Source organism: Chryseobacterium sp. II3a (assembly GCF_057815135.1).
The window spans coordinates 23,974-48,763 of the sequence record NZ_JBYPZJ010000005.1; the positions used below are offsets into that span (position 1 = coordinate 23,974).

At 36.0% G+C, this 24,790-nt stretch carries 22 protein-coding genes; 6 read left to right on the forward strand and 16 right to left on the reverse strand.

What is annotated here, in order from left to right:
• Positions 1–195: 195 nt before the first annotated feature.
• The 5 genes from AC3HD6_RS13270 to AC3HD6_RS13290 all read left to right on the forward strand — a co-directional run bounded on the left by AC3HD6_RS13270 (position 196) and on the right by AC3HD6_RS13290 (position 3,218).
• Positions 196–1,200 carry a hypothetical protein gene (locus AC3HD6_RS13270; protein ID WP_488896764.1) on the forward strand — a complete coding sequence of 335 codons (1,005 nt, stop codon included), beginning with the start codon at positions 196–198 and terminating at the stop codon, positions 1,198–1,200.
• A 214-nt stretch (positions 1,201–1,414) separates the two neighbouring features.
• Entirely contained in the window at positions 1,415–1,825 is a 411-nt protein-coding gene (locus AC3HD6_RS13275) for a hypothetical protein (protein WP_488896765.1), read from the forward strand.
• Between the two features lie 110 nt (positions 1,826–1,935).
• Positions 1,936–2,355 carry an SRPBCC family protein gene (locus tag AC3HD6_RS13280; protein WP_488896766.1) on the forward strand — a complete coding sequence of 140 codons (420 nt, stop codon included), beginning with the start codon at positions 1,936–1,938 and terminating at the stop codon, positions 2,353–2,355.
• On the forward strand, positions 2,352–2,765 hold the full coding sequence (locus AC3HD6_RS13285; protein ID WP_488896767.1) for an EVE domain-containing protein: 414 nt from the start codon (positions 2,352–2,354) through the stop codon (positions 2,763–2,765). The genes AC3HD6_RS13280 and AC3HD6_RS13285 overlap by 4 nt, the downstream gene beginning before the upstream one ends.
• Positions 2,766–3,218, forward strand: a complete 453-nt coding sequence (locus AC3HD6_RS13290; protein ID WP_488896768.1) for a MarR family winged helix-turn-helix transcriptional regulator — start codon at positions 2,766–2,768, stop codon at positions 3,216–3,218.
• A gap of 76 nt (positions 3,219–3,294) precedes the next feature.
• On the opposite strand, the gene AC3HD6_RS13295 is transcribed toward AC3HD6_RS13290, so the two are convergent.
• The 10 genes from AC3HD6_RS13295 to AC3HD6_RS13340 form a co-directional block, all read right to left on the reverse strand.
• Positions 3,295–4,350 carry an alpha/beta hydrolase gene (locus tag AC3HD6_RS13295; protein ID WP_488896769.1) on the reverse strand — a complete coding sequence of 352 codons (1,056 nt, stop codon included), beginning with the start codon at positions 4,348–4,350 and terminating at the stop codon, positions 3,295–3,297.
• A complete protein-coding gene (locus AC3HD6_RS13300) occupies positions 4,334–5,674 on the reverse strand; it encodes a PepSY-associated TM helix domain-containing protein (RefSeq protein WP_488896770.1) in 1,341 nt (446 codons plus the stop codon). Before AC3HD6_RS13300 ends, AC3HD6_RS13295 begins: the two co-directional genes overlap by 17 nt.
• Positions 5,675–5,915: 241 nt before the next feature.
• Positions 5,916–8,087, reverse strand: coding sequence for a TonB-dependent siderophore receptor (locus AC3HD6_RS13305; RefSeq protein WP_488896771.1), 2,172 nt, complete (start codon positions 8,085–8,087; stop codon positions 5,916–5,918).
• Positions 8,088–8,286: 199 nt separating this feature from the next.
• The gene (locus tag AC3HD6_RS13310) at positions 8,287–8,781 is read right to left on the reverse strand and encodes a hypothetical protein (protein ID WP_488896772.1); all 495 of its coding nucleotides are present in this window, start codon (positions 8,779–8,781) and stop codon (positions 8,287–8,289) included.
• 126 nt (positions 8,782–8,907) lie between these two features.
• Positions 8,908–9,744, reverse strand: a complete 837-nt coding sequence (locus AC3HD6_RS13315; protein WP_488896773.1) for a hypothetical protein — start codon at positions 9,742–9,744, stop codon at positions 8,908–8,910.
• Between the two features lie 68 nt (positions 9,745–9,812).
• The gene (locus AC3HD6_RS13320) at positions 9,813–10,607 is read right to left on the reverse strand and encodes a hypothetical protein (protein WP_488896774.1); all 795 of its coding nucleotides are present in this window, start codon (positions 10,605–10,607) and stop codon (positions 9,813–9,815) included.
• A 58-nt stretch (positions 10,608–10,665) separates the two neighbouring features.
• Positions 10,666–11,109, reverse strand: coding sequence for a hypothetical protein (locus AC3HD6_RS13325; protein ID WP_488896775.1), 444 nt, complete (start codon positions 11,107–11,109; stop codon positions 10,666–10,668).
• 116 nt (positions 11,110–11,225) lie between these two features.
• Positions 11,226–14,408, reverse strand: a complete 3,183-nt coding sequence (gene carB, locus AC3HD6_RS13330) for a carbamoyl-phosphate synthase large subunit (protein WP_488896776.1) — start codon at positions 14,406–14,408, stop codon at positions 11,226–11,228.
• 231 nt (positions 14,409–14,639) lie between these two features.
• The gene (locus AC3HD6_RS13335) at positions 14,640–15,716 is read right to left on the reverse strand and encodes a carbamoyl phosphate synthase small subunit (protein WP_123860227.1); all 1,077 of its coding nucleotides are present in this window, start codon (positions 15,714–15,716) and stop codon (positions 14,640–14,642) included.
• A gap of 225 nt (positions 15,717–15,941) precedes the next feature.
• A complete protein-coding gene (locus AC3HD6_RS13340; protein ID WP_488896777.1) occupies positions 15,942–16,832 on the reverse strand; it encodes an aspartate carbamoyltransferase catalytic subunit in 891 nt (296 codons plus the stop codon).
• Positions 16,833–17,072: 240 nt separating this feature from the next.
• On the opposite strand from AC3HD6_RS13340, the gene AC3HD6_RS13345 reads away from it, so the two are divergent.
• On the forward strand, positions 17,073–17,534 hold the full coding sequence (locus tag AC3HD6_RS13345; protein ID WP_045495405.1) for an Lrp/AsnC family transcriptional regulator: 462 nt from the start codon (positions 17,073–17,075) through the stop codon (positions 17,532–17,534).
• A 310-nt stretch (positions 17,535–17,844) separates the two neighbouring features.
• On the opposite strand, the gene argH is transcribed toward AC3HD6_RS13345, so the two are convergent.
• The 6 genes from argH to argC form a co-directional block, all read right to left on the reverse strand.
• The gene (argH, locus tag AC3HD6_RS13350; protein WP_488896778.1) at positions 17,845–19,149 is read right to left on the reverse strand and encodes an argininosuccinate lyase; all 1,305 of its coding nucleotides are present in this window, start codon (positions 19,147–19,149) and stop codon (positions 17,845–17,847) included.
• 313 nt (positions 19,150–19,462) lie between these two features.
• Complete coding sequence (locus AC3HD6_RS13355) at positions 19,463–20,545, reverse strand: M20 family metallo-hydrolase (RefSeq protein WP_488896779.1); 1,083 nt, start codon at positions 20,543–20,545, stop codon at positions 19,463–19,465.
• Entirely contained in the window at positions 20,520–21,314 is a 795-nt protein-coding gene (argB, locus tag AC3HD6_RS13360; protein WP_488896780.1) for an acetylglutamate kinase, read from the reverse strand. The genes AC3HD6_RS13355 and argB overlap by 26 nt, the downstream gene beginning before the upstream one ends.
• 84 nt (positions 21,315–21,398) lie before the next feature.
• Positions 21,399–22,352 carry an N-acetylornithine carbamoyltransferase gene (locus AC3HD6_RS13365; RefSeq protein ID WP_488896781.1) on the reverse strand — a complete coding sequence of 318 codons (954 nt, stop codon included), beginning with the start codon at positions 22,350–22,352 and terminating at the stop codon, positions 21,399–21,401.
• Positions 22,353–22,383: 31 nt separating this feature from the next.
• Positions 22,384–23,523, reverse strand: coding sequence for an aspartate aminotransferase family protein (locus AC3HD6_RS13370; RefSeq protein WP_488896782.1), 1,140 nt, complete (start codon positions 23,521–23,523; stop codon positions 22,384–22,386).
• A gap of 293 nt (positions 23,524–23,816) precedes the next feature.
• The gene (gene argC, locus AC3HD6_RS13375) at positions 23,817–24,782 is read right to left on the reverse strand and encodes an N-acetyl-gamma-glutamyl-phosphate reductase (RefSeq protein ID WP_488896783.1); all 966 of its coding nucleotides are present in this window, start codon (positions 24,780–24,782) and stop codon (positions 23,817–23,819) included.
• Positions 24,783–24,790: the final 8 nt, after the last annotated feature.

A 24,790-nucleotide genomic window follows, 5' to 3' on the forward strand; every position in this document is an offset into this window, starting at 1 on the left:
TCATTTTAGTATTTGGTGTTCCAAAGATAATGGGTATTTTTAGAGGTTTAAACACCCACTGCGAATAATGCTCAAAAAAAATAAACAAATCATTCCTTTTTCAGGATACAAAATATAATGATGATATTGTAAAAAATACTTGAGCAGATTTTATTCTGCACCTTATTACAAAATAAATTCAAAACATTCTTAATAATGAAGATTAATACAGCCTTAGTGCTTTTATGTTCACAGCTTATGATTGTCAGCTGTAAAAAGGAGGACAAAACCACAGTTCAGAATCAGCCAGCTATTATAAAAGATTCTGTAAAAACGACAGCTGCAGAAGAGGAAATAGATTTTAAGAATTTTAATATTTACAATGTTTCCACCATGCAGCGTAAAGACCTTATGGATACCTTTATTTCGGTCTCTGATATTTATAATGATAAGAATGCTGTTCCGGCAGATTTTCTTAAAAAGCAAAAGGAGCTTCCTTTTGATAAGGTGTCTTATATTGAACTGGATGGTTCTTACAGGAAAAAAATGCTGGATGCTATTCATATCACTGAAAACGATTCACTTTATCTTTATAATTATGAAACCAATAATCTCCAAAAAATCCCGGTTAATAAGCTGAAAGCTACGGCCTATCTTTCTCCTTATATTGTTGAAGGAGATGAAGTTGACTCAGAATCTTATATGCTGGGGTTCCAGATTGACACTCAAAAAGGTACCGATATTTTTGACAAGTATATGAACGTAATCGCCTATTTCGGAAGCAAAAATCCATTTGTAGAAAATCAGATGAAAATGATTAAATGGGAAAAAGCAGGAGCTGATATTCAGAAAAAATATTTCTCAGGTTCCAATCTTAAATATGGAAGTACTTACCAATCTAAGTATGAAAATCTGACATATTATGTACAGGATCTTCTTAAAGAATATGGAACCCAGGAACGCAGACTGGTAGTAATCAACGATAAGAATGAAAAAATATTTGAGAAGACATTTACCATAAGTGACGGAGCGGAATTCAACCCTCTGGAAAAAATGGAAAATGCAGAAAACCATTATTATGCTCAATGGACAGGTAGACTTTTTAAAGGAAAAGCACCAGTGGTATTTAACTTCATCACCCCTTCTTTCGGATGTCCTGCAATCACATTTTTGGATAAAGAAAAGACTGAGCTTACTATTAATTGTGATAACAGACATTAATAAAAAAGGCTCCAAATAATAATTCTGCAAGTATTTTATCATATATATGATGTACCTGTAGAAAATCTTATGCAAAATCTATTTAATAGGTAACTATTTTTTAATGATATACCTCAAAAGCAAACCTGTACATCTACAGGTTTGTTTTTTTTGTTCAAAAAGTTTCCGGAATCAAAAAATAATGTACATTTAATGCCACACAAAAAACACAACTATGAAACAAAATATACTTCTATTTGCTCTTTGCATCTTCATCAACTTATTGATTGGCAATATTATATTAGTCATTATATTTCCTGACTTACCCTCTTTTTACAACATTCTTATTTCACTATTTGTATTCATTATTTATGGAGTTGCATTTTATAAATTACATTTTATTAACAGGAGATTAATAACATGGAAGCTTACAGGAATTTCGGCAGGATTAAGCCTTTCAGCTTTATTAATTGCCTGTATTATTACTTCAATAGGTAACCGATTACCTTCGGATACCATCATAACTGCCGGATTAAAAGGAGTTATTCCGATGTTCATTTTTGCCATTGTTCTGGCCTCTCCTTTCTGGATTCCCATAGCATGTTTTAATTTCGCCTGTATTTTCTTTATGAGGCAGGAATCCTAATGTAATTGTATATAAAGCACAATGATTTTTGAATGATTTTCATATAGGTTATATTTTTTATTTGCATTTAATATGTACACATATTATATTTGCACATATAAAATATTCTTATGTGGAAAAAAAAATATTCAGTAGTTACACAAGAAGTTACGAAGGAACAGATCTGGAAGCTAACAACAGATATTAACCGTTGGAAGGAATGGGATGATACTGTGGAGTATTCAACTCTGTTGGGTCCGCTTAAAGAGGGCGAGTTTTTTATTTTAAAACCTAAAGGAGGTCCAAAAGTAAAAATCAGACTTATTGAGGTAATTCCTTTTCATAAATTTACGGATTTAACTACATTTCCTTTGGCGAAAATGTATGGGGAGCACCTTTATGAAGAAACTGAAAATGGTTTAAAGATTACGGTTACCATGACCGTTACAGGCTTACTGGCCTGCCTTTGGATAAAACTGGTCGCTGGGGATATTGTAAAACATCTTCCGGAAGATATTGCGAACCAAATTAAAAATGCAAAAAAATTATGATACAATACTGGATAGCCTCCGTGTCTAAAGAACATATAGAACACGGTGTTAAAGGCAAATTCATACAAGTTTGCCACGGAAAAAAAGCACCTTTACAAAGGATGAAAAAGGGAGATCATATCATTATTTACTCTTCTAAAATAAAAATGGAGGATTCAGAGAAGCTTCAACGTTTTACAGCGATTGGAAAAGTTATGGATGATGAAGTCTATTCTTTTCAAATGACGGAAACATTTATTCCGTTCAGAAGAAATATAGAGTTCTATGACTGTAAAGATTGTTCTATCATTCCTTTGATTGATCAGCTTGATTTTATTGAGAATAAAAAATTCTGGGGTTATCCTTTTCGGTACGGACATTTTGAGATTTCTGAAAAAGATTTTAATTTAATCATTTCAAAAATGTTGTAGATGAATAAAGATAATACATTCAGTGTACAAAAAGCTGAGGATAGTTCAGGCTTTTTATTGTGGCAGGTCACCAATCTCTGGCAGCGGGAAATAAAAAAAGCATTATTACCGTTTGATCTTACCCATTCACAATTTGTTATTTTGGCAAGTACTCACTGGCTCACCCTTCAGAAGGCTGAAGTCACCCAGATTATTCTCTCCAACAATACTAAAATAGATCCGATGACCACTTCACAGGTGTTGAGAGCCTTGCAAAAGAAAGAATTTATAAGCAGAAGAGAACATATGACAGATACAAGAGCAAAAACCATTGAAATAACAGAAACCGGTAAAGAAACTATAAAAAAAGCCGTTATTGCTGTTGAAAATTTTGACCGGGAATTCTTTTCAAAACTTGAAACTGCACAACTGGAATTCAACAATAGCCTGATAAGTTTATTAAAGCATAAATAAAACGAAGGTTTCCATAAAAATGGGGTACATTGAATTTGCTCAACATACCCCATCATCCTATTTATAGCATATTCAATTATTTAACCTTAGGATAAAGTTTATTTTTCAGGTTTATAAAATAGTTTTCAGATTCTTTGAAATTGTTGGTTTTCATAAATTTAAGAACTACATTCAGATAAGATTCTGAAGGGATAAATTCTACACCCATTTTTTCAGAAAACTTTTTATATTCTGTATCCAGCAATCCCGGATTCTTTGCAAGCTGCTTAATATCTGTTCTGAAGCCTTTGAATATAAATTTCAAGGCCTCATAGTTTCCAGGATAAGAAACCGTTCCATGTGTTTCCCCTTCAAAAAAACGATGCTTATAATTCAGGCTTCCGCTTTTCTCTACGAGGTCTTTAAATTTTTCAATAGCCTGTGTCATGTCTGAATTCCAGTTTTTCTGTTGTTCTTCATTGTCAGCCTGAGAAACATATAAAAATTTGTGAGCCGGGAACTTTTTATTCTTTTCCAGATACTCATTTGTTCTTGAGATCGTTACTTCATTATCCCACCATAAACTCGGATCGTTGGCCACATAAGCATTAAAATATTCCGGGTGAAATAAAAAAGTATTGATGGCAAAAAGGCCACCGAATGAATGTCCTACCAAAACAGAATAGTCCTGAGTTCTATAATTTTTACTGATAAAAGGCTTCAGTTCCTCTTGCAGGAATTTCACAAAATTCTCACTTCCACCACTATCTGCAAAAAGAGTTACCGCAGGATTTACAGGGCTTTTCTTTTGTGATTTTGTAGGAGTAAGATCTCTTGTGCGTTCTGTATTTTTAACTCCAACAACAATACATTCCGGAATGTCAGCGTAAGGAGTTCTGGCGATAAAATCCGTTAGGCCTGTATAATATTCAAAATTGATTTCACCATCTAAAAGATAGATGACCGGATATTTAGCGGGATTAACAGCTGTATCATTGTATGTTTTAGGGAGATGAACCCAAACCTCTCTGTTTTCATTCAAAACCTTTGAAAATAGAGTTTGCTTCTCTCCTATCGTAATTTTTTCCTGAGCTTTCCCGATTGTGAAGACTGAAAATAGAGAGATATATAAAATTTTAAACCAATTGTTCATGATGTGATTCTTTTCTATGTTGATGAATATTTTTAACTTCTTTTGCTTTTTTACCGGACTTGTTCCTTCTTCCCCACCAGATCAGAAATCCTGTCACCGGAAGACTGGTACAAATGATTCCAATAACGAATGTGAATATTTTTCCAAACATTCCGCCCCAATACCCAACATGGAGATCAAAGTTCATATGTTCAATCACTTCATGCATCAGTACTTCTTTCGGATAATTAATTTCATCTCCTGTATATTTATTGACTTCTTTACTTTGTCCATCAACAATACTTTTTAACCCAATAAATCGAGCTGCCATTACGTTGTAAACCGTTGTAGAATCCTTACGGGGTACATTCATTCTTACTTGTTTTGCCTGTGGCAGTTCTTTAAAACTTCTGTCTATAAAATCTGTAAAAGACAATGCTTTTTTATCAGGATCATACTTCGGATCATACTGTTCTGCAATCTTATGGGCATCGGCAACCCCGCCAAAGGCAGCCTGAGTAAGGTCTGTTAAAATTTTATATGCCATAATAAGGCCGGTAATCGTAATAAATACAGCTGGCAGCAGAGAATAGAAGCCAAAAACATTATGAAAGTCGTAGTTTTTTCTACGCCATTTTGTGCCGGATTTAATCTTAAATGCAGTAGTTCTTGTCGTTTTGTTCCATTTTTTTGGCCACCAGAGAATAAGACCACCAATTAACTGAATGAAAAATATAATAGAGGCAACTCCTACTACCGTTTTCCCGAATTTACCTGCCAGTAGCTGAGCATGAATGTGAGCTACCACATAGAAAAATTCATAGCTTTTCGTAGAGCCTATTACTTTTCCGGTATAAGGATCAAGATAATGATAGGCAAAAACGCCTCTTGGCCCTCTTCCCTTGCTTTTAGGTTTTTCTGCTTTTTCAGCGTTTTTATCTTTTGGAGGCTTGGTAGCTGAAGCTACACGGAAAGTTCTGTCTGCCACCCTGTAAGTATCAAAGTAAAAAGCTTTTCTGTCCGGAACCTGCTGATGAAACTTCGTCAATAATTCTTCAGGAGTCATTTTTTTGGCATGAGCCGGAGCCTGAACATATTTTGCGCTTGCGGCACAAAGATCTACAATCTCGTCACAAAATACGAAAACCGTTCCGGAAAGTGTAACGGTAAGTACAATAATCCCGGAAACAAGTCCGAGCCAGAGATGCAGCCATCCTGTAATTCTTTTGGTCAGGGATTTCCCTTGTTTTTTCTTGGGGTTCGTTTTTTTATTCTCCATATCTGAAAGAATTGTCTTTAGATTGTTTTTGATGGAAAGCGCAAAGGCGCGAAGATTCTTCAGCATGTTTGTGTGATAAGGCGTAAGGATTTTTATCTTCGATAAAATTTCAAGTTGAATTGTATAATCTCTCGTGGATTTCACAGATTATGCAGATGTTTGAAAACAAATGATATCCTCTATTGAAATTTGTAAAAACCTATATAACAATGTTTTTTTTTACTTGAAATCCTTGTTTTTTTGCTCCATTGCGCTTTTCCAATCAACTTTAAGTTTGAGACAACTTGTTTTTGTTTTTAAAAGGTTATTAGAATTTAAATGCGAAATTGGCCAGGAACTCTCTTGGTTTTTGTGGCTGTCCGTAGAAATTCCAATAGGTTTGATTCAATGCATTATTCATCTTCACCCCTATTCTATATTTTTTCTTGTCATAGAAAACTGTTGCTCCTACTGTTGTATAAGATGGTGCCAGGAAATGGTTTGTGATATTAATATAGGTTTTATCTACAAAATTGAATCCAGCCCCGAAACCAAGTCCTTCATAAGTTCCATCCATGATTTTGTAACTCGTCCATAAATTGGCTACGTGTTTAGGCGCCCATGCCACTCTCTTTCCGGCATCTTTACTTCTGTCATCATAGCGGTTATCGTTGAATCCGTATCCTCCCACGATATTCCATCCTTTTACCGGGTTGATCACGATATCCATTTCAAATCCCTGGTTTTTTATATTACCATCCTGCCTGCTTCCCAGGCCTCCCGGATCAGCAATTACTCTATTCTTAACCCTCATATTATAATAAGAAATGGTAGATAATAGTTTTTTACCAAACAGATCTAATTTGAATCCAGCCTCAAACTGGTTTCCTTGTTCCGGGTCCCATTTGGTAAGAACACCATCCTGATTAGGTCCAGGAGCAATATTTTTGAATCCGTTCACATAGTTGGCAAAGAATGAAATTTCGTCTTTTTTAATCTCATATACCAACCCAAATTTTGGAGAGAATTGAGTTTGGCTGTAGCCTTCTGCTCCTGATACTCCATTTCTTTTAATATCTTCATTTTTGTAATGGTCCATTCTTAAACTTGCCATTACAAGAAGGTTATCGGTAACATTTAATACATTGGAAACATAAGCACTGTATGTACTGTATTGAGCAATCTCATATTTTGTAGCGGTTCTTGGAAGCTTTTTAACAACATCACGTGAAATAGGAGTCCAATCGGAAGTGTCATTTAATGTAACAATATCATTTCCTTTTTCAGTCCCATAATTCTCCCCGATTACTCCATTTAAGGGATAAGGAGCAAATGCTGAATTTGTGTTTTTACCCACAGTAAAAACAGGATATTGGTTTTTACTGCTCTGTTGGAAATAGTCCAAACCAACGACTAATCGGTTTCTAAGATTTCCGATTTTAAAATCTCCGATAAAATTCTGCTGAATATTGTCTGTTGTGATCTTATAATTGTCAAAAGGACGGATACTTCGGCTTACCCTATTGTTATCCATATAGTTTAATACCAGAAATATAGATTCTTTTTCATTGGCTTCACCTCTTTGATAGGATGTTCTGGAAGTCCATTGGTCATTGAATTTATGGGTAACTTCGGCCATTGTTACAAAATTGGTTCTCTTCGATCCAACATCATTACTGGTAAATGACCTTCCATGAATGGCTTCAAGGTCTTTCATAGAGTGATAGGTCAATTTTTCAGACTGTCTCACATAGGCATTCAGTGTTTTTTCCGGTGCATGGAATTCTGTATCTAAGGTTACCGTAGTTTTGTCACTTACTTTATAGAGAACACTTCCTGAAAAGAATACTCCTTTGCTATATCCAGCATCCTGAAAAGAATCCTGAGAATAAGCGGCTACATTGAATCTTGCCAATGCTGTTTTTTCTTTATTCAAGGGAGTATTCACATCTGCGGTGATCCTGTTCATCCCCCAGCTTCCGGTAGTATAATTAATGATTCCTCCAAAGTTTTGCTGCGGTTTTTTTGTCACAACATTCACCACTCCCCCATAATTAGCCAAAGTACCACCGAACAATGTTCCTGATGGCCCTTTGATGACTTCTACTCTTTCAATATTAGCAATCTCTGATTGTACTCTTGGATTCTGGATCAATCCGTTTCTGAAACTGGCATTAGAGCTAAACCCTCTCAGGAAAATATCATTCCCGCTATCGTTGACACTATTGCTCACGACCACTCCAGGAACTGACGCCATTGCCGTATTGAAATCTGTGGCATTCATTTCACTGATAATCTCTTTTGGAACAAGATTGTAAACTGTTGGATTTTCAAGGTTTTCTAAGGGAAGCCTTGCAACTGATTCGGATTTTTTGGTTCTGTAATTCTGGGTTCCCTGGAGGGAAACAGACTGGATTTCGGCTACTTTAAGAGTATCACTTTCCTGTGCACTCAGCATGGTCACTGCTAATAATGATGCAGAAATAATAGTTTTTTTCATTTTTATAATTAAGCTTAGTGTCGCAAAATTACTTTATTTTTATTAATTCTAAATAAAAACATGATGGAAGTCATAAAATTCATCCTTTATAAAAAGACCATAAATAAAGGGTTTCCGACAATCCGGAAACCCTTATTTCACTACTATATAGATGTTCAGCAGTTTATTTTATGTAAATATTTTAGTTAAATTATGTGCTCTATACAACAACTATCATAGACATATAATAGTTTGCACAGTGTATCGAAGTCAATAATAAGATGTCTTTATTGGAATATTTCTCAAAATCATCGGAAGTAGTGATCTGATATTCATAATTCAGAAGGTTCCACTTAAATTGAGGTTTCATGACTAAGAGCTCAGTTCCCACTTTATCAGTAAGCACAAATGAATCTTTGAAAACACCTCTGTGCTTACATACAAAACTTTCTTTTTCCCCATCAAAATAAGTTTGTACTATGATTTCACCATTCCAATTCATTCTGAACTTTAAAAGAACCTTTTCATTATCCTTCAGCTCAATGGTTGTTCCCCAGAATCCTTTTGGTTCAACCTGAAAACTTTGATGATTTGCCAGCTCCATCACAGCATTAAAATTAAACCAACTTTTGTAGGTAATTTTTCCTGTCGGTTTATCATCATTGAAGAGTTCAAAGGATAAAGAATTGCTGGATTTTGCGTAATATTCTGCCATGGTTGTTTTATAGTTTGGTAAAATTAAATCAGTTCTATCATTATTCCTGAATAATTTATTTAGATCCCCTAATTTACAACCTCTTAGATAAATCAGCAAAAAAAATTAAATAGTTTCGATTTTCTATTAATTCTTTCCAAACCAATATTCCCATTTTCCATTATCTATTCCAAATTTTCCCTGCCACCAGCGGGCCGGATATCCTACATCGTCATTCCGGATGGGTCTATGTTTTCTTTCTGGATAAGTAACATATTGATCGGCATAGTCAAGGTGTTCATCATCATGTAAAATACCTATTACCCCAAAAATTTCCAATAAACCTAACCGTTCTTCATCATTGGATTTGATGGTTTTGGAGATTTTCTTTTTGAGCTGAGCAATCCTGTCATTGGGCTCTGACATTTCAATTAACTTCTTTAATTCGTTGAGAATAGTGTAATCATTTTTATTAGGAGTAACTGACGGAAGTTTGGGAAACTGTTCTACGTCAAATAACACCTGAATTAAACTATCAAAGCAAGCTCCATCTTTATATTTAAAATAATTAATGGTATTAAATTCAATTGGATCTTCAAATTCGAAAGTATGAAGTCCACAAACGGCACAAATTCCCTCATTCGGTTCCGGACTGGCTATAAAGCTATGTTCTGATAATGATTTTGCAATGCAGTAGCTTGATAAAAATGAACGATATTCTAATTGTCTTGTGCTTAAACTGTATAGAAAGGCGTTAACAACATCCTGTTTTTCAATTTGAGCTACAGCCATTTTAATTCTCTTGCAAATTTTATCATGATTGATGTTTTCCTGTTCATACATTACATGCTGCTTCTTTGCATACTCAAAATCCACTTTGCTGATATATTGCATGTAAGTATCCCACTCAAACCAATCACTTAAGCTTTCATCCTGAGATTTTTTTATGGTTTTGAATAAAATTTTTATTGCTTTTTCATCCATCTATTATCAATCATTATATTACCCATTTTGTTCATTAACCAGGCAATAAATTGTCAAAATTCTATTGATTATTTTGTTTTCAGATATATTCCTTCAATAGTAGCATTCATTCCGAATTGTCCGCTGCATACTCCTTGGGTATACTGAACCACAGCAAAACCTTTGTAGAATTTTACTTTAAATTCACAATCATCTGTATCTGCTAATTTATAAGTAAAATCTGTTGTTGTAAGACTGATGGTATCATCATCTATTTGGGCAATATTTCTCCCCGGCTCTCCGGTCACCGATGTTATTCCAAAAACAGCTTTTGATCCTGGCAATTTCTTAATTTCCAAATCTCCCTGATACCCTGCTTCACTATATTGGTAATGATAACGCCCGAACAGATCTTCTACTTTTGTTTCTATTTTCTTTGAGATAAGAGCTGTATCTTTTTTTACTAGATTGAGAGCAAGTTCTTTTCTCGTCTTTGGTGAAAACCAACTTCCTTTAAAGTCACCATCCGTTGGTTTTCCGGTAATGACACCCGTTATATTGCCCGATTTTTCAAATTCTAAAATCCTGTAATTGTTATCGTTGTCAATGGTTCCTACAAGTGTTATGGGTAATTTATTTTTTGTATTCAAATAAGTAATTTCACCAGCGACAATATTGCCATCAATCTGGTAATGTATAAATACTGGAGTTTTCCCATTCAGAAGTCCCTTCCAGGATATTTCTTTACTGGTCTGTGGTTTTACTGATGCTAACTTGACTGATTCTTTGGGAATAGCTGAAGTGGAAACCTTATCTTTTTGTTCAGGTTTATTACAGGAAATAATTGTTAATAACGGAAAGTAAAGTAAATATTTGTATTTCATGGTGCTGTATCTTTCTTTTTGCGAATATACGACCTGTGTGGTGATTTAGATTATTTGTTTACTCAATTTTATAAACATAGTCTTTACTAATCAACTTCGTTTTATTTTGTAACTCTATAGTGCTAAAAGCTTTTCCATCAACTTCAACACTTTTAATCATATACCTCCATCTTCCGTTATGGCTTTTGTCAATCCTTACTGTGGAATTGGGCGGAACTTCCAGAACAATAGCAGAATCTTTCACTTCTATCTTTTCAAGAGATTTCAGGTTGTTGATTTTTCTAAAAGCTTTAGGGGATAATATTTCGTTTTCATAATTAAATCCGAAACTGGCAGGATCATTATTAATTGCTTTTGAAACAGGGTAACTATAATTGATCTTTATTATCTTTTTACTTCCGGTTAGGTTTTGAATGTAAAAATCGGTTAAATAAGAACATGCTGAAAATATTAGTACAGAAACAATATTTAAGAATCCAATTGTCATTGACTTTATACTCATTGCATTTCAGTTTAGATGGTTTTTGTAAAAATAAACAGAATAATTTGACTGACAACTCTTTTCAATAAAAAATCCCGCAAGTTTTCTTGCGGGATTTTGAGTATTATTTTTCGAAATTACATCGTCTCCATTTTGAAGCTCATGCTTTCGATTACTTTTAGAATCGCTTCTACCGTATCCATTGAAGTTAAACAAGGAACTCCATTTTCCACACTCATTCTTCTGATCTGGAATCCGTCTCTTTCTGCTTGTTTTCCTTTTGTAGTCGTATTTACCACATACTGAACTTTTCCTTTTTGAATCAGGTCGATAAGGTTTACGTTTTCTTCTCCAATTTTGTATCCTATTTTGCAAGGAATTCCTTTTTCTTCGAAGAATTTTGCAGTACCTTCTGTAGCCCAGATTCTGAAACCTACTTCATGGAATCTTGCTGCCAAATCAGCTGCTTCTTCCTTATGCTTATCAGCTACTGTAAACAAGATAGAACCGTGCATAGGAACTTTTCTTCCAGCTGCAACCAGTCCTTTGTATAGGGCTTTCTCTAAAGTAGTATCTTTCCCCATAACTTCTCCTGTAGACTTCATTTCAGGGCCTAAAGAGATATCAACTTTTGTCAGTTTTGAGAAAGAGAATACCGGTACTTTTACAAACACTCCTTCTTTATTCGGAACCAATCCATTTTTATAACCAAGATCAGCCAATTTTTGTCCTAAGATCGCTTTCGTTGCAAGGTTAGCCATTGGAACCTCAGTGATTTTAGATAAGAAAGGAACGGTTCTTGAAGAACGTGGGTTTACTTCAATCACATATACGTTTCCTTCGAAAAGAACGTACTGAATGTTCATTAAACCGATCACCTTCAGTCCTTTCGCCAGTCTTTGGGTATAGTCTACTAAAGTATCAATTTCGCTTTGAGAAATATTCTGTGGCGGATATACAGCGATAGAATCTCCGGAGTGAACTCCTGCTCTTTCGATGTGCTCCATAATTCCTGGAATCACTACTGTTTCACCGTCGCAGATAGCATCTACTTCAATTTCTTTTCCTACCATATATTTGTCAACCAAAACAGGGTGCTCAGGACTTGCGTCTACTGCATGTTCCATATAGTGAGCTAATTCTGCTTCTGCGTATACAATTTCCATTGCTCTACCTCCCAAAACGTAGCTTGGACGCACCAATACCGGGTAACCGATTTCGTTAGCAATTTTGATCGCTTCTTCTTTTGAAGTGGAAGTTCTTCCTTTTGGCTGAGGAATTCCCATTTCCTGTAAAGCTTTCTCGAATTTATCTCTGTTTTCAGCTCTGTCAAGGTCTTCTAATGAAGTTCCTAAGATCTGTACTCCGTGAGAAGCTAATTTATCTGCAAGGTTGATCGCCGTCTGTCCTCCGAACTGTACGACTACTCCCTTAGGTTTTTCAAGCTCGATGATGTTCATTACATCTTCTTCAGTAAGAGGCTCGAAGTATAATTTATCTGAGATAGAGAAGTCTGTAGAAACGGTCTCAGGGTTATTGTTGATAATGATCGCTTCGTACCCCATTTCTTTGATAGCCCAAACTGAGTGTACCGTTGCGTAGTCGAATTCAACTCCCTGCCCGATTCTGATAGGTCCTGAACCTAAAACGATAATCTTTTCTTTATCAGAAACTACACTTTCGTTCTCTTCTTCGTAAGTTCCGTAGAAGTATGGCGTTTCACTTTCAAATTCAGCAGCACAAGTATCTACCATTTTGTACACTGGCATTACTCCGTTTTCTTTTCTGAAGTTGAATACTTCACGCTCTTTTACATCCCAAAGAACCGCGATATTGATATCTGCAAAACCTAATCTTTTAGCTTCAATTAATGTTTCTTTATCAAACTTGTTTTCAGCAATTACTTTTTCGAAGTCAACCAGTTTTTTAAGCTTCCAGATGAAGAATTTATCGATTTTACTCCACTCTACAATCTGCTCCCAATCGTATCCTCTTCTTAAAGCATCTCCGATGATGAATAATCTCTCATCATCACACACTCTGATTCTTCTTTCGATTTCTTCAGCAGTAAGTGCCTGAGCTTGTTTAGTTTTTAATCCTAAGTGCTTGATTCCTGTTTCTAATGAACGGATCGCTTTCTGTAAAGATTCTTCAAGGTTTCTTCCGATCGCCATTACTTCTCCAGTTGCTTTCATCTGAGTAGAAAGTCTTCTGTCTGCAGTTTCGAATTTATCGAATGGGAATCTTGGGAATTTAGTCACCACATAATCCAGAGCAGGTTCGAAACATGCGTATGTTTTTCCTGTTACCGGGTTCATGATTTCATCCAATGTTAATCCTACTGCAATTTTCGCAGCGATCTTTGCAATCGGATATCCTGTTGCCTTACTTGCTAAAGCTGATGAACGGGATACTCTAGGGTTTACCTCGATGATATAGTAATCGAATGAATGTGGATCTAATGCTAACTGTACGTTACATCCGCCTTCAATTCCTAATGCTCTGATGATTTTTAATGAAGCATTTCTCAGTAACTGGTACTCTCTGTCTGAAAGGGTCTGAGAAGGTGCTACTACGATAGAGTCTCCTGTGTGAACTCCTACCGGATCAATATTTTCCATGTTACAAACCACAATCGCGTTGTCGTTTGCATCACGCATTACTTCGTACTCAATTTCTTTGAAACCTGCGATTGATTTCTCAATAAGACACTGTGTAACCGGGCTGTGTTTTAGTCCCAATTCAGCAATCTCTTTCAATTCTGCTTCAGTGGAAGCGATACCTCCACCTGTTCCTCCCATCGTAAAGGCAGGACGAACAATAACAGGATAACCAATATTGTCTGCAAACGCAAGGGCTCCTTCTACCGTGTTTACGATATCAGATTCCGGAACCGGCTCATTTAATTCTCTCATCAACTCACGGAAAAGGTCTCTGTCTTCTGCTCTGTTGATCGCAGAAAGTTTAGTTCCCAATACTTCCACTTTGCATTCTTCAAGAATTCCTGATTTTTCAAGCTCTACCGCCATGTTAAGACCTGTCTGTCCTCCAAGGGTTGGTAGTAATGCATCCGGACGCTCTTTTCTGATGATGTGGCTTACAAACTGTAATGAAATCGGCTCGATATATACTTTATCAGCGATTTCCACATCGGTCATGATCGTTGCAGGGTTTGAGTTAATCAAAATTACTTTGTAGCCTTCTTCTTTTAAAGATAAGCAAGCCTGCGTTCCTGCGTAATCAAATTCAGCTGCCTGCCCGATGATGATAGGTCCTGAACCGATTACTAAAATTGTTTTTATATCTGTACGTTTTGCCATTTTTCTTTTTTTAGAGTCTAAAATCATATAGTGAAGATTCTAAACTTTGTAATTTTACTTTTATCAGACTTATGATTACATTTTGTCATTCCGTAGAATCTAAACATGTTTTGTAGAGATTCTTCACTACGCTATCGCTTCGTTCAGAATGACAGGTTGAGTTGTTTGTACTTGTCATTCCGAGGAATCGAGGAATCTCCATTTCTTCGTTCAGAATGACAGAAAGCCGTCTTATTTATTTTTAAAGTCTTCCATTAATTGGATAAACTCATCAAACAAGTAGTTTGCATCCTCCGGACCAGGGCTCGCTTCAGGGTGATACTGAACAGAGAAGCAAGGGTGAATTTTGTGTTTCAAACCTTCGTTTGTTCTGTCGTTCAAAGCGATGTGAGTTTCGATAAGGTCAGTTCCTTTTAAGCTTTCCTGATCTACTGCATATCCATGATTCTGAGAAGTGATTGCTACCGTATTTTTCGCTAAATCCAGTACAGGGTGGTTTCCTCCTCTGTGTCCGAACTTCAGTTTGAATGTTTTTGCTCCGCAAGCAAGACCAATAAGCTGGTGTCCTAAACAGATTCCGAAGATTGGAACTTTTCCTAATAATCCACGGATCATATCTAATGCGTGTGGTACATCTTCCGGGTCGCCAGGACCGTTTGAAAGCATAATTCCATCTGGATTCATCAATAGGATATCTTCTGCTGTTGTATCTTGAGAAACCACGATGATATCACAGTTTCTTTGAGATAATTCTCTGATGATTCCCAATTTAGCACCAAAGTCTACCAACACTACTTTGAAACCTCTGTTAGGGTTTGCATAAGGTGTCTTAGTAGAAACCTCTTCTACCTGATTGATTGGGAAAGTGGTTGTTTTTAGTTCTGCAGCTGTTGCTGCTTCGTCTGCATCAGCATTCACGATTTTTCCTTTCACTACTCCGGAGTTACGAAGAATTCTTGTTAGTCTTCTTGTATCAATTCCTGAAATTCCTGAAAGGTTTTTCTTCTTAAATAATTCATCTAAAGTGATCTGAGTACGGAAGTTAGAAGGAAGATCGCAAAGTTCTTTTACGATAAGCCCTTTAATTGCCGGCTCAATACTTTCATAATCATCACGGTTAATACCATAATTCCCGATAAGCGGATAGGTCATACAAACTATCTGACCACAATACGATGGGTCAGAGATCAATTCCTGATACCCTGTCATTCCGGTATTGAAAACTACTTCTCCTGCAGTTTCCAATTCTGCTCCGAAACCTTCTCCATGAAACACTTCACCGGACTCCAGTATTAATTTTTTCTTCATTTTTTCTATTTAGATTTTCTTTTTTATTAACAAGTTGCCCTTACAGGGGCAGATATAATCTTTATTTTTTTGTCCAAGGGTTCTATCCCGTGGTTATTATCAGGTCGCCTCTACGAGGCTCACATAATTAATGTCTTTCTTATTTTTCCAGGGGTTGCACCCCATGGCTATTAACAGGTCGCTCCTACGAAGCTTGCCATACTTTTTACTTTTACCTTGGCTCTTTTATTTAAAGGTAAATCCTTTTTCTTGCAATGCATCTTTTAGGATGGCCATTCTGGCGAAAACTCCGTTTTCCATTTGTCTGAAGACTCTTGAACGTTCACATTCTACCAGATCTGAGTCTATTTCTACTCCTCTATTGATAGGTGCCGGATGCATGATGATTGCTTCTTTTTTCATGGCCTGCTCTCTTTCTTTAGTCAGACCATATCTTTTATGGTAATCGGATGCTGTAAAGCTCATAGCAGCATCATGTCTTTCGTGTTGGATTCTTAGTAACATCAGAACATCTACTTCAGCGATCAGTTCGTCTACTGAAAGATAAGTTCCGTTGATTAACGCTCCTTCATCAAACCATTGCTCAGGTCCTGAAAAGTATACTTTAGCACCTAGTCTTCTTAAAGCTTCAGCATTTGAGTTCGCCACGCGACTGTGTTTTACATCTCCTACAATTCCTATTTTTAATCCTTCAAATTTTCCGAATTCCTGATAGATGGTCATCAGATCCAGCATACATTGTGAAGGATGGTTTCCTGTTCCGTCTCCGCCATTGATTACAGGAATTTTAATATTCTTCAGTTCTTCAAAATATCTGTCTTTCTTATCTCGGATCACTACCAGATTTACTCCCAGGCTCTCAATTGTCTTCACGGTATCATAAAGACTCTCCCCTTTATTTACAGAACTGTGGGAAGCATCAAAAGGAACAACCTGCAATCCTAATTTTCTTTCTGCAATATCAAAGCTTGTCTTTGTTCTAGTGCTGTCTTCAAAGAAAAGGTTGGAACAAAAAACTTCGCCTTCAATTTTAGCAGTTTTTCCATTTCTGAAAGCCAGTGCTTCTGTCAGTATACTGTTGATTTTCTCGGTACTTAGTTCTGTAATCGTAAACATAATCTTAATTTTTAAGCATAAAAAAAGCGAAGACAACAATCTTCGCTAATAACAATAAATATCGTAAAGGGCGCTTTCGCCCGGTAAATCTAATGATATAAATGCTTTTTTATTCATTAGGTGCAAAGATACAACAATTTTATGAACCTACAAAAACAAAGTTTAAAATAAATTAAAACCTTTAGTATTTCCTTATTCTCATTTAAAATTAATATTTTTGTTACAACACAACTTTATTCTATGGATTTAAAAGACAAAATGATTCTCAGCATTATACAGGAAGACTCTACTTTATCAGTGAAAGAAATTTCAGAAAAGATTGGTCTTACCTTTACTCCAACGTATGAAAGAATCAAACAATTGGAGAAGCAGGGGATCATTCAGAAGTATGTAGGTCTTTTAAACCGTGAGAAACTGGGTCTGAATATTGTAGTCTACTGTAACGTACGTCTTAAAGAACAATCCAAGAAAGTATTGGAGACTTTTGAGAAACATATCGGGAAATATGATGAAGTACAGGAAATCATCAGTCTTTCCGGAGAATACGACTATATGCTAAAGATTATTGCCAAGGACATCAATTCTTATAATGAATTTGCTGTCAACGTGATTTCAAACATTCCTAACATCGGACAGTACCACAGCTCTATCGTTCTTCATGAGGTAAAAAAATCCACCAAGTTCAAGATAGACCTTGAATAGTTTTCCATTTTAAACCATTAAGGAATTTTAAGTGGTGAAAAGTAGCTAAAAGCATTCGCAAGTGAATGGTAAAAGCAATGTGTAAAATTTCAAACTTTACTTAACTCTTCCTATCTTAAAATTCTTTGTGAGCTTTCATGGCTCTTATCACAATCATCAATTTCAAAGATCAAAACAAAATCCAACCATTAAGACAGGCTTAAGCAATTAAGATTTAAGGATTTCACAACGATAAACATAAGGCGATTCTAAAGTAATTTTTAGATTTTTATGTCAACTCAAGCCTTTATAGATCTTAATGGTTTAGATTTTAACCCAATAATTTATTCTTCAGTTTATTGAACTGGTATTCTATTTTATCCAGACAAAGATTTCCAATACTTCCCTGGTGAGTATGATCTAAAGCTCCTGGTTCAAATTCAAATTCATTATTTTCAATCTCCTGTCCTACTTTCACGTAAGCATCACGGAAAGAACTTCCATTTTTCACTTCTTCATTGATCTTCTCTACGCTGAACAGGTATTTATATTTTTCATCCTCAAGAATTCCATCTTTTACCTGAATGTTCGGTAAAGTGTAGCTTAAAATTTCCAGACATTCTTTTAATGAATCAATAGCCGGGAAAAGAATTTCCTTTGTTAATTGCACATCTCTATGGTATCCTGACGGAAGGTTATTCGTTAACAGGATCAATTCATTCGGTAACGCCTGAATTCTGTTGCATCGTGCACGAACCAATTCGAAAATATCAGGGTTCTTTTTATGCGGCATAATGCTGCTTCCTGTTGTAAATTCTTTCGGAAAGCTGATGAAATCGAAATTCTGATTCAGATACAAACACACATCATAAGCAAATTTCCCAAGTGTTCCGGCCAGAGTAGCCATTGCCATCGCCAGTAACTTTTCAGACTTTCCGCGGGTCATCTGAGCATATACCGAATTATAGTTCATGGATTGAAATCCTAGATTATAAGTAGTACTCTCACGGTTGATCGGGAAAGAAGAACCATAGCCCGCTGCTGAGCCCAGTGGATTTTTATTAATGATGTTTTTGGTTGAAAACAACATTTCAACATCGTCTAAAAGTGCTTCTGCATAAGCTCCGAACCACAATCCAAAAGAGGAAGGCATAGCGATCTGCAAATGGGTATACCCCGGAAGCAGTACATTCTTATGCTGATCTGCCAATTGGATCAAAATCTGGAAAAACTCATCGGTAAGCGCTGTAATTTCACGGATCTCATCCAGTAAATACAGTTTGATATCCAGTAAAACCTGGTCATTTCTTGATCGTGCTGTATGGATTTTCTTTCCGGTATCACCTAATTTTGTAATCAGGATCGCTTCTACCTGAGAATGGATATCCTCAGCTTCTTTATCAATTTCAAAATTTCCGTTTTCAATTTCCTGTAAAATATCGTTTAATACCGCCAGCATCTGCTCAGATTCTTCAAGAGAAATAATGCCGGTTTCTGCCAGCATTTTACAATGTGCCATAGAACCTTTAACATCATATTTCGCTAAACGTTCGTCGAAGTCAAGATCTTTTCCTACGGTAAAGTTATTGACTAATATATTGGTGGCCAGGTCGTCCTTTTGCCATATTTTTTTCATAAGTATGATTGATTTTTCTAAGACTGGGTATTTTCTATTGATCTCACCACAGTCCGATTTAAAATATTTGATTGATTTTGACAGGCCCAGCAAGGCGATCCTTATTACTATTAACTATAAAAAAACATTTCCTTAATTATTTAAAGTCTCTTTCTAATGGTATTTTTTGCATAAATCTTTATTAAAAACGAAACTTTAATGCCTGCTGAGCGTAGTCAAAATATATGTTAAGCTGGAAGCCTGAAGCTAGAGGCTGGAAGTTAATAACAAACGATAACAACTTCCTTTCTTCCATCTTCCTACTCCCCGCTTTTTATAATACTTTTTCCAAAATCTGGATGTAAATATCAATACCTTCTTCTATTTCACTGATATAGATAAATTCATCCGCTGTATGGGAGCGCCTACTGTCTCCAGGACCTAATTTCACAGATGTACATGGAATGATTGCCTGATCCGAAGATGTTGGCGATCCATAGGTTGTTCTTCCTATTTCCAATCCTGCTTTTACGAACGGGTGATCCATTTCAATTTTGGATGAGTTCAACCTGAAAGACCTCGCCGTAAGTGTTGATTTCATCTGAGACTGAATGATTTCAAAGGCTTCTTTATTGGAATATTCATCCGTTACCCTTACATCCAGTGTGAAATGACAGGATTCTGGTACTACATTGTGCTGTACGCCAGCATGAATCCCTGAAAGAGTTACTTTTACTTCGCCCAGATAATCTGAAACTTTTGGAAATTTAAAATTTAAAATCCCCTGCAGATCCGCCATACATTTGATAATAGAGTTATCATCATTCGGATGAGCAGCATGAGAAGGAGTTCCTTTCATCTCCCCGTCAATCACCAACAGTCCTTTTTCAGCTATGGCCAGATTCATCTGCGTGGGTTCACCTACAATAGCCAGCTCTATATTGGGTAACTGTGGAAACAGAGCCTCGATTCCGTCAAAACCTGAAATCTCCTCCTCTGCTGTCAACGCAATCACTAAATTATATTCTAAATCTTCTTTATCAAAAAAATGTAAAAAAACCTGCGCCATAGAAACCAGAGAAGCTCCGGCATCATTGCTTCCCAATCCGAACAGTTTACCGTCTTTTTCAATCGGAACAAACGGATCAAGGGTGTAGGCTTTATTTGGCTTTACCGTATCATGATGGGTATTCAATAATACGGATGGTTTAAATACATCAAAGTTTTTATTCACCGCCCAGATATTGTTTTTAAAACGTTTGGTGGGAATCTGGTGTTTTTTGAAGAAGTTTTCAATTTCCACCGATGTATTGAATTCATCTTTACTGAACGAAGGAATTTCAATCAGCTTTTTAAGCAGCTCAACCGCATTATTCAATAATTCTTCTTTATTATAAACAGATTTCAGTTCCTGCATGATGATTCTCTATATGATTTTTCAGTTCTGTCTCTTTAATCAGAAACACTTTATTTACATTATTCTTTACAGCTCCAAGAGCATTTTCCAGTTTGGGTAAAATCCCTTTGTGAAGCTTTCCTTCTTCTTTCAGCGTTGTAAAATCTTCTTCAGAAATACTTTTGATAAGAGATTCCGGATCATCCACATTTCCCAATACTCCCTGTTTATCAAAACAGTACAGTAACTCCACTTCATACTTCTCAGACAGTGCCTGGGCAATCACAGAAGCAATTGTATCTGCATTGGTGTTAAAAAGATTTCCTTTTCTATCATGGGTAATCGCAGAAAATACAGGAATAAGATCCAGTTTCATCAGTTTTGAAATGAGTTTTCTGTTCACACTCTTCTTATTGATATCTCCCACAAATCCGAAATCTATTTCAGGATGTTCTCTTTTCTTAGCTTTAATCAGATTTCCATCTGCTCCGGAAAACCCTATAGCATTACATTTTTTCTGCTGTAGTTTTTCAACAATATTTTTATTGATTCCACCTGCATACACCATCGTAACAATATCCAATGTATCTTTATCCGTAATCCTCCTTCCGTTGACCATCTTCTGCTCTATGCCTAGTTTATCTGCCAGCGTATTCGCTAACTTTCCACCGCCATGCACAAGGATCTTCTTTTCTTTAATTTCGGAAAACTGATCTAAAAACTGATCCAGTAATCGTTCATCATCAATGAGCGCTCCGCCTATTTTTATGATGTATATTTTCTGTTTCATTTTTTTACATTTATTGTATTGGTAGGATTGATAGAAATCTATTCCTATCTTGGGTTAAATTGTCCCTTTGGGACTCGTTGGAGGCTATTTTATATTGTCTAAAATTTCGCTGAATACAGCTTGCGCCGAGAAAATACGGTTTTTTGCCTGTTGGTAGATGATGGAACTTTCTCCGTCCATTACTTCATCGCTTAATTCTACATTACGACGAACCGGAAGACAGTGCATTACTTTTGCCTGATTGGTATTTGCCAGTTTTTCATTGGTAAGCATCCAATTTTCTTTTACTTCAGGCATTGCAGCATAATTATCAAACGAAGACCAGTTTTTCACATAGATAAAATCTGCATCTTTCAAAGCTTCGTCCTGATTGTGAATCACTTTTGTATCTTTTGTAAAAGCCGGATCCAAATCATACCCTTCCGGATTCGTAATTACTAGTTCAACATCCATTTCCTGCATCCATTCTGCAAAGGAATTTCCTACTGCATGAGCAATTGGTTTAATATGTGGCGCCCAGGTTAAAACCACTTTCGGCTTACGGTCTTCTTTCCAGTTTTCTGTAATCGTAATACAATCTGCCAAACTTTGCAAAGGATGACGTGTTGCTGATTCCAGAGAGATAACAGGAACTTTCGCATGCTGTTCAAACTGGCTTAGAATGCTTTCATTCACATCGTCCTCTTTGCTCTTCATTCCTGCGAAACAACGTACCGCAATGATATCACAATATTGATTTAATACTTCAATAGCATCTTTGATATGCTCTACAGTATCTCCGTTCATCACCGCCCCATCAGCAAATTCAAGATTCCATGCTTCCTGTGCTGCGTTTAAGGTCAATACATTTAAACCAAGGTTCTGTGCTGCAATCTGGCTGCTTAAACGGGTTCTTAAGCTTGAGTTTAAAAATACAAGTCCTATAGTTTTCCCCTTTCCTTTTTCTGTTTCTGAAAGTGGGTTCGCTTTAATTTCTAAAGCTTTTTTTATGATTTCCTGTAAGTTTTCTACATCACTTACAGCTGTGAATTTTTTCATTTTGAATTGATTTTAAAGATTTTAATACCTCTTACATATTTTCCAACACCTCTTTCAGAGCGTTGATAAAAAGATCTGTTTCCTCTTTTTTGATATTCAGTGCCGGAAGAATCCTCAACACTGTTTTATCGTTTGAGTTTCCGGTGAAAATATGATGATCGAACAGTAAGCTTTTCCTTACTTCAGAACAGTCTCTGTCGAGTTCTATTCCAATCATCAATCCTTTCCTTCGGATAGATTTAATATGGGGTAAACCTTTAATTTCATTTTCAATATACTCGCCCATTTGCTGAGCATTTTTAATAAGATTTTCATCTTTCATTACGTCCAGAACAGCAATAGAAGCTGCACACGCTAAGTGATTTCCTCCAAATGTTGTCCCCAGCAAACCATTACTTGCCTGGAATTTAGGGTTGATTAAAACTCCGCCAACCGGAAAACCGTTCCCCATTCCTTTTGCTGTAGTGATAATATCTGCTTCAACTCCAAATTCCTGATGAGCAAAGAAATATCCGCTTCTTCCATATCCTGACTGTACTTCATCCAAAATCAAAACAGTGTCATATTTTTCACACAATTCTTTTATTTTAGATAAAAACTCTGGTGTTGGAATCATGATTCCTCCTACTCCTTGAATTCCTTCAATAATTACTGATGAAATTTCATTTCCATGTACTGCAAAAGTTTCTTCAAGCTGCTTGATGTCATTCCACTCTGATTTGATAAATCGTTCTGAAAAATTAACCGGAGCAACAATCTTTGGATTATCTGTTACCGAAACTGCCGCAGAAGTTCTTCCGTGGAATGATCCGGAGAAATAAAGCACTTTGCTTTTCCCATTGTGAAAAGAAGCTAGCTTCAATGCATTCTCGTTAGCTTCAGCACCTGAATTACACAGAAAAAGATTATAATCTTCATATCCTGAAAGTTTTCCCAGTTTATCAGCCAGCTCAACTTGCAATTCATTTTGAACAGAGTTAGAATAGAAAGAAATCTTTTCCAATTGTTCTTTCAATTTATTTTGGTAGTGCGGATGATTATGGCCAATAGAGACTACAGCGTGGCCTCCGTAGAAGTCAAGATATTTTTCACCTTTATCATCCCAAAGGAAAGATCCCTGAGCTTTAACCGGATTTATGTTGAATAATGGATATACGTTGAATAAATTCATTTTTTGTTTTTTTTATTTTTCTTTTGTCTTGAAATCGAAGATTCGACATCGTCAAACAAAAGAAACAAAAGTTCAAGACCTGGAAACTTCCGCTAAAAATTAGTTCTGTTCTCTAAAAATTCTAAAACTTGTGCGAATTTCAAATTACTCTTTCGAATCAATATTTTCCTCGCGCTTCAAACAGTAGAATTTTCTTAACGTTCATAGAAATAATTTTCTTAACGCTCCATTTTCCTAAGTCAGATTTAATTATAGTTTTTAAAACTTACAATTGACTTATTAATTATTTAATTCTAAAATGCAATCGGTTTTAAATTCAAACCTGTATTTTCTTCCCAGCCCATCGCAATGTTCATATTTTGCACCGCCTGACCTGAAGCTCCTTTCAACAAATTGTCAATCGCTGAGTGAATAACGGCTACATTTCCACTCTTTTCAATCTGGATCACGCAGCGATTGGTATTGACAACCTGCTTTAAATCAATTGCTTTTTCACTTACCGTTACAAAAGGCGCCTCTGCATAAAAATCCTGATACAATTGATAGATGTCAGAAAGTCCCAAATCTGTTTTCACTGTAGAACTTGTAAAAATCCCTCTTGCAAAATCTCCTCTCCATGGAACAAAATTCAGGCTGACTTCTTTATGATTAAACAAAACTATCTGTTGTAAAATTTCATCCACATGCTGATGAGTCAATGTTTTATAAGCTGATACATTATCATTTCTCCAAGTGAAATGGGTGGTTGACTGTAAAGACTGGCCAGCACCTGTAGAACCTGTAATTCCTGTTGTAAAAACCTCATCCAAAACCTCTTTTCCAGCCAATGGTAATAATGCCAATTGAATTGCTGTAGCAAAACACCCTGGATTTGCAATACTTTTTGAACCTGACAGTTGTTTTTTATTGATTTCCGGTAATCCGTAGATAAAATTTCTGTTTTCAAAATTTCCATCCAGACGGAAGTCATTTCCTAAATCAATAACCAATGTTTCTGCTTTAACCGGATTTTGAGTTAACCAGTTCTGGCTTTCCTTATGAGGAAGACACAGAAATAGAATATCTACTTCTTCAGGTTGATCTGTCAACACATCCTCACAAACTGTCGTTAAATCCGGGTACAGATCCGAAATTCTTGTTCCCGAATTCGAACGACTATATAAAAAACTCAATGTCACATGGGGATGGAAAGCCAACAAGCGTATCAACTCGCTTCCTGTATAACCGTTGGCTCCTATTATTCCTACTGTTTTCTTCATTTTCAAAC

Coding starts and splice junctions, on each gene's coding strand:
- AC3HD6_RS13355 (WP_488896779.1), bottom strand. CDS start 20,545: ATGCAGGAACTGAAATCTGTTTATAATAAAGAAGAATTATTGAATAAT.
- AC3HD6_RS13270 (WP_488896764.1), top strand. CDS start 196: ATGAAGATTAATACAGCCTTAGTGCTTTTATGTTCACAGCTTATGATT.
- carB (WP_488896776.1), bottom strand. CDS start 14,408: ATGGCAAAACGTACAGATATAAAAACAATTTTAGTAATCGGTTCAGGA.
- AC3HD6_RS13370 (WP_488896782.1), bottom strand. CDS start 23,523: ATGAATTTATTCAACGTATATCCATTATTCAACATAAATCCGGTTAAA.
- AC3HD6_RS13320 (WP_488896774.1), bottom strand. CDS start 10,607: ATGAAATACAAATATTTACTTTACTTTCCGTTATTAACAATTATTTCC.
- AC3HD6_RS13305 (WP_488896771.1), bottom strand. CDS start 8,087: ATGAAAAAAACTATTATTTCTGCATCATTATTAGCAGTGACCATGCTG.
- AC3HD6_RS13285 (WP_488896767.1), top strand. CDS start 2,352: ATGATACAATACTGGATAGCCTCCGTGTCTAAAGAACATATAGAACAC.
- AC3HD6_RS13300 (WP_488896770.1), bottom strand. CDS start 5,674: ATGCTGAAGAATCTTCGCGCCTTTGCGCTTTCCATCAAAAACAATCTA.
- AC3HD6_RS13315 (WP_488896773.1), bottom strand. CDS start 9,744: ATGGATGAAAAAGCAATAAAAATTTTATTCAAAACCATAAAAAAATCT.
- AC3HD6_RS13340 (WP_488896777.1), bottom strand. CDS start 16,832: ATGTTTACGATTACAGAACTAAGTACCGAGAAAATCAACAGTATACTG.
- AC3HD6_RS13295 (WP_488896769.1), bottom strand. CDS start 4,350: ATGAACAATTGGTTTAAAATTTTATATATCTCTCTATTTTCAGTCTTC.
- argC (WP_488896783.1), bottom strand. CDS start 24,782: ATGAAGAAAACAGTAGGAATAATAGGAGCCAACGGTTATACAGGAAGC.
- AC3HD6_RS13290 (WP_488896768.1), top strand. CDS start 2,766: ATGAATAAAGATAATACATTCAGTGTACAAAAAGCTGAGGATAGTTCA.
- AC3HD6_RS13365 (WP_488896781.1), bottom strand. CDS start 22,352: ATGAAAAAATTCACAGCTGTAAGTGATGTAGAAAACTTACAGGAAATC.
- AC3HD6_RS13345 (WP_045495405.1), top strand. CDS start 17,073: ATGGATTTAAAAGACAAAATGATTCTCAGCATTATACAGGAAGACTCT.
- argB (WP_488896780.1), bottom strand. CDS start 21,314: ATGAAACAGAAAATATACATCATAAAAATAGGCGGAGCGCTCATTGAT.
- AC3HD6_RS13335 (WP_123860227.1), bottom strand. CDS start 15,716: ATGAAGAAAAAATTAATACTGGAGTCCGGTGAAGTGTTTCATGGAGAA.
- AC3HD6_RS13325 (WP_488896775.1), bottom strand. CDS start 11,109: ATGAGTATAAAGTCAATGACAATTGGATTCTTAAATATTGTTTCTGTA.
- AC3HD6_RS13310 (WP_488896772.1), bottom strand. CDS start 8,781: ATGGCAGAATATTACGCAAAATCCAGCAATTCTTTATCCTTTGAACTC.
- AC3HD6_RS13280 (WP_488896766.1), top strand. CDS start 1,936: ATGTGGAAAAAAAAATATTCAGTAGTTACACAAGAAGTTACGAAGGAA.
- argH (WP_488896778.1), bottom strand. CDS start 19,149: ATGAAAAAAATATGGCAAAAGGACGACCTGGCCACCAATATATTAGTC.
- AC3HD6_RS13275 (WP_488896765.1), top strand. CDS start 1,415: ATGAAACAAAATATACTTCTATTTGCTCTTTGCATCTTCATCAACTTA.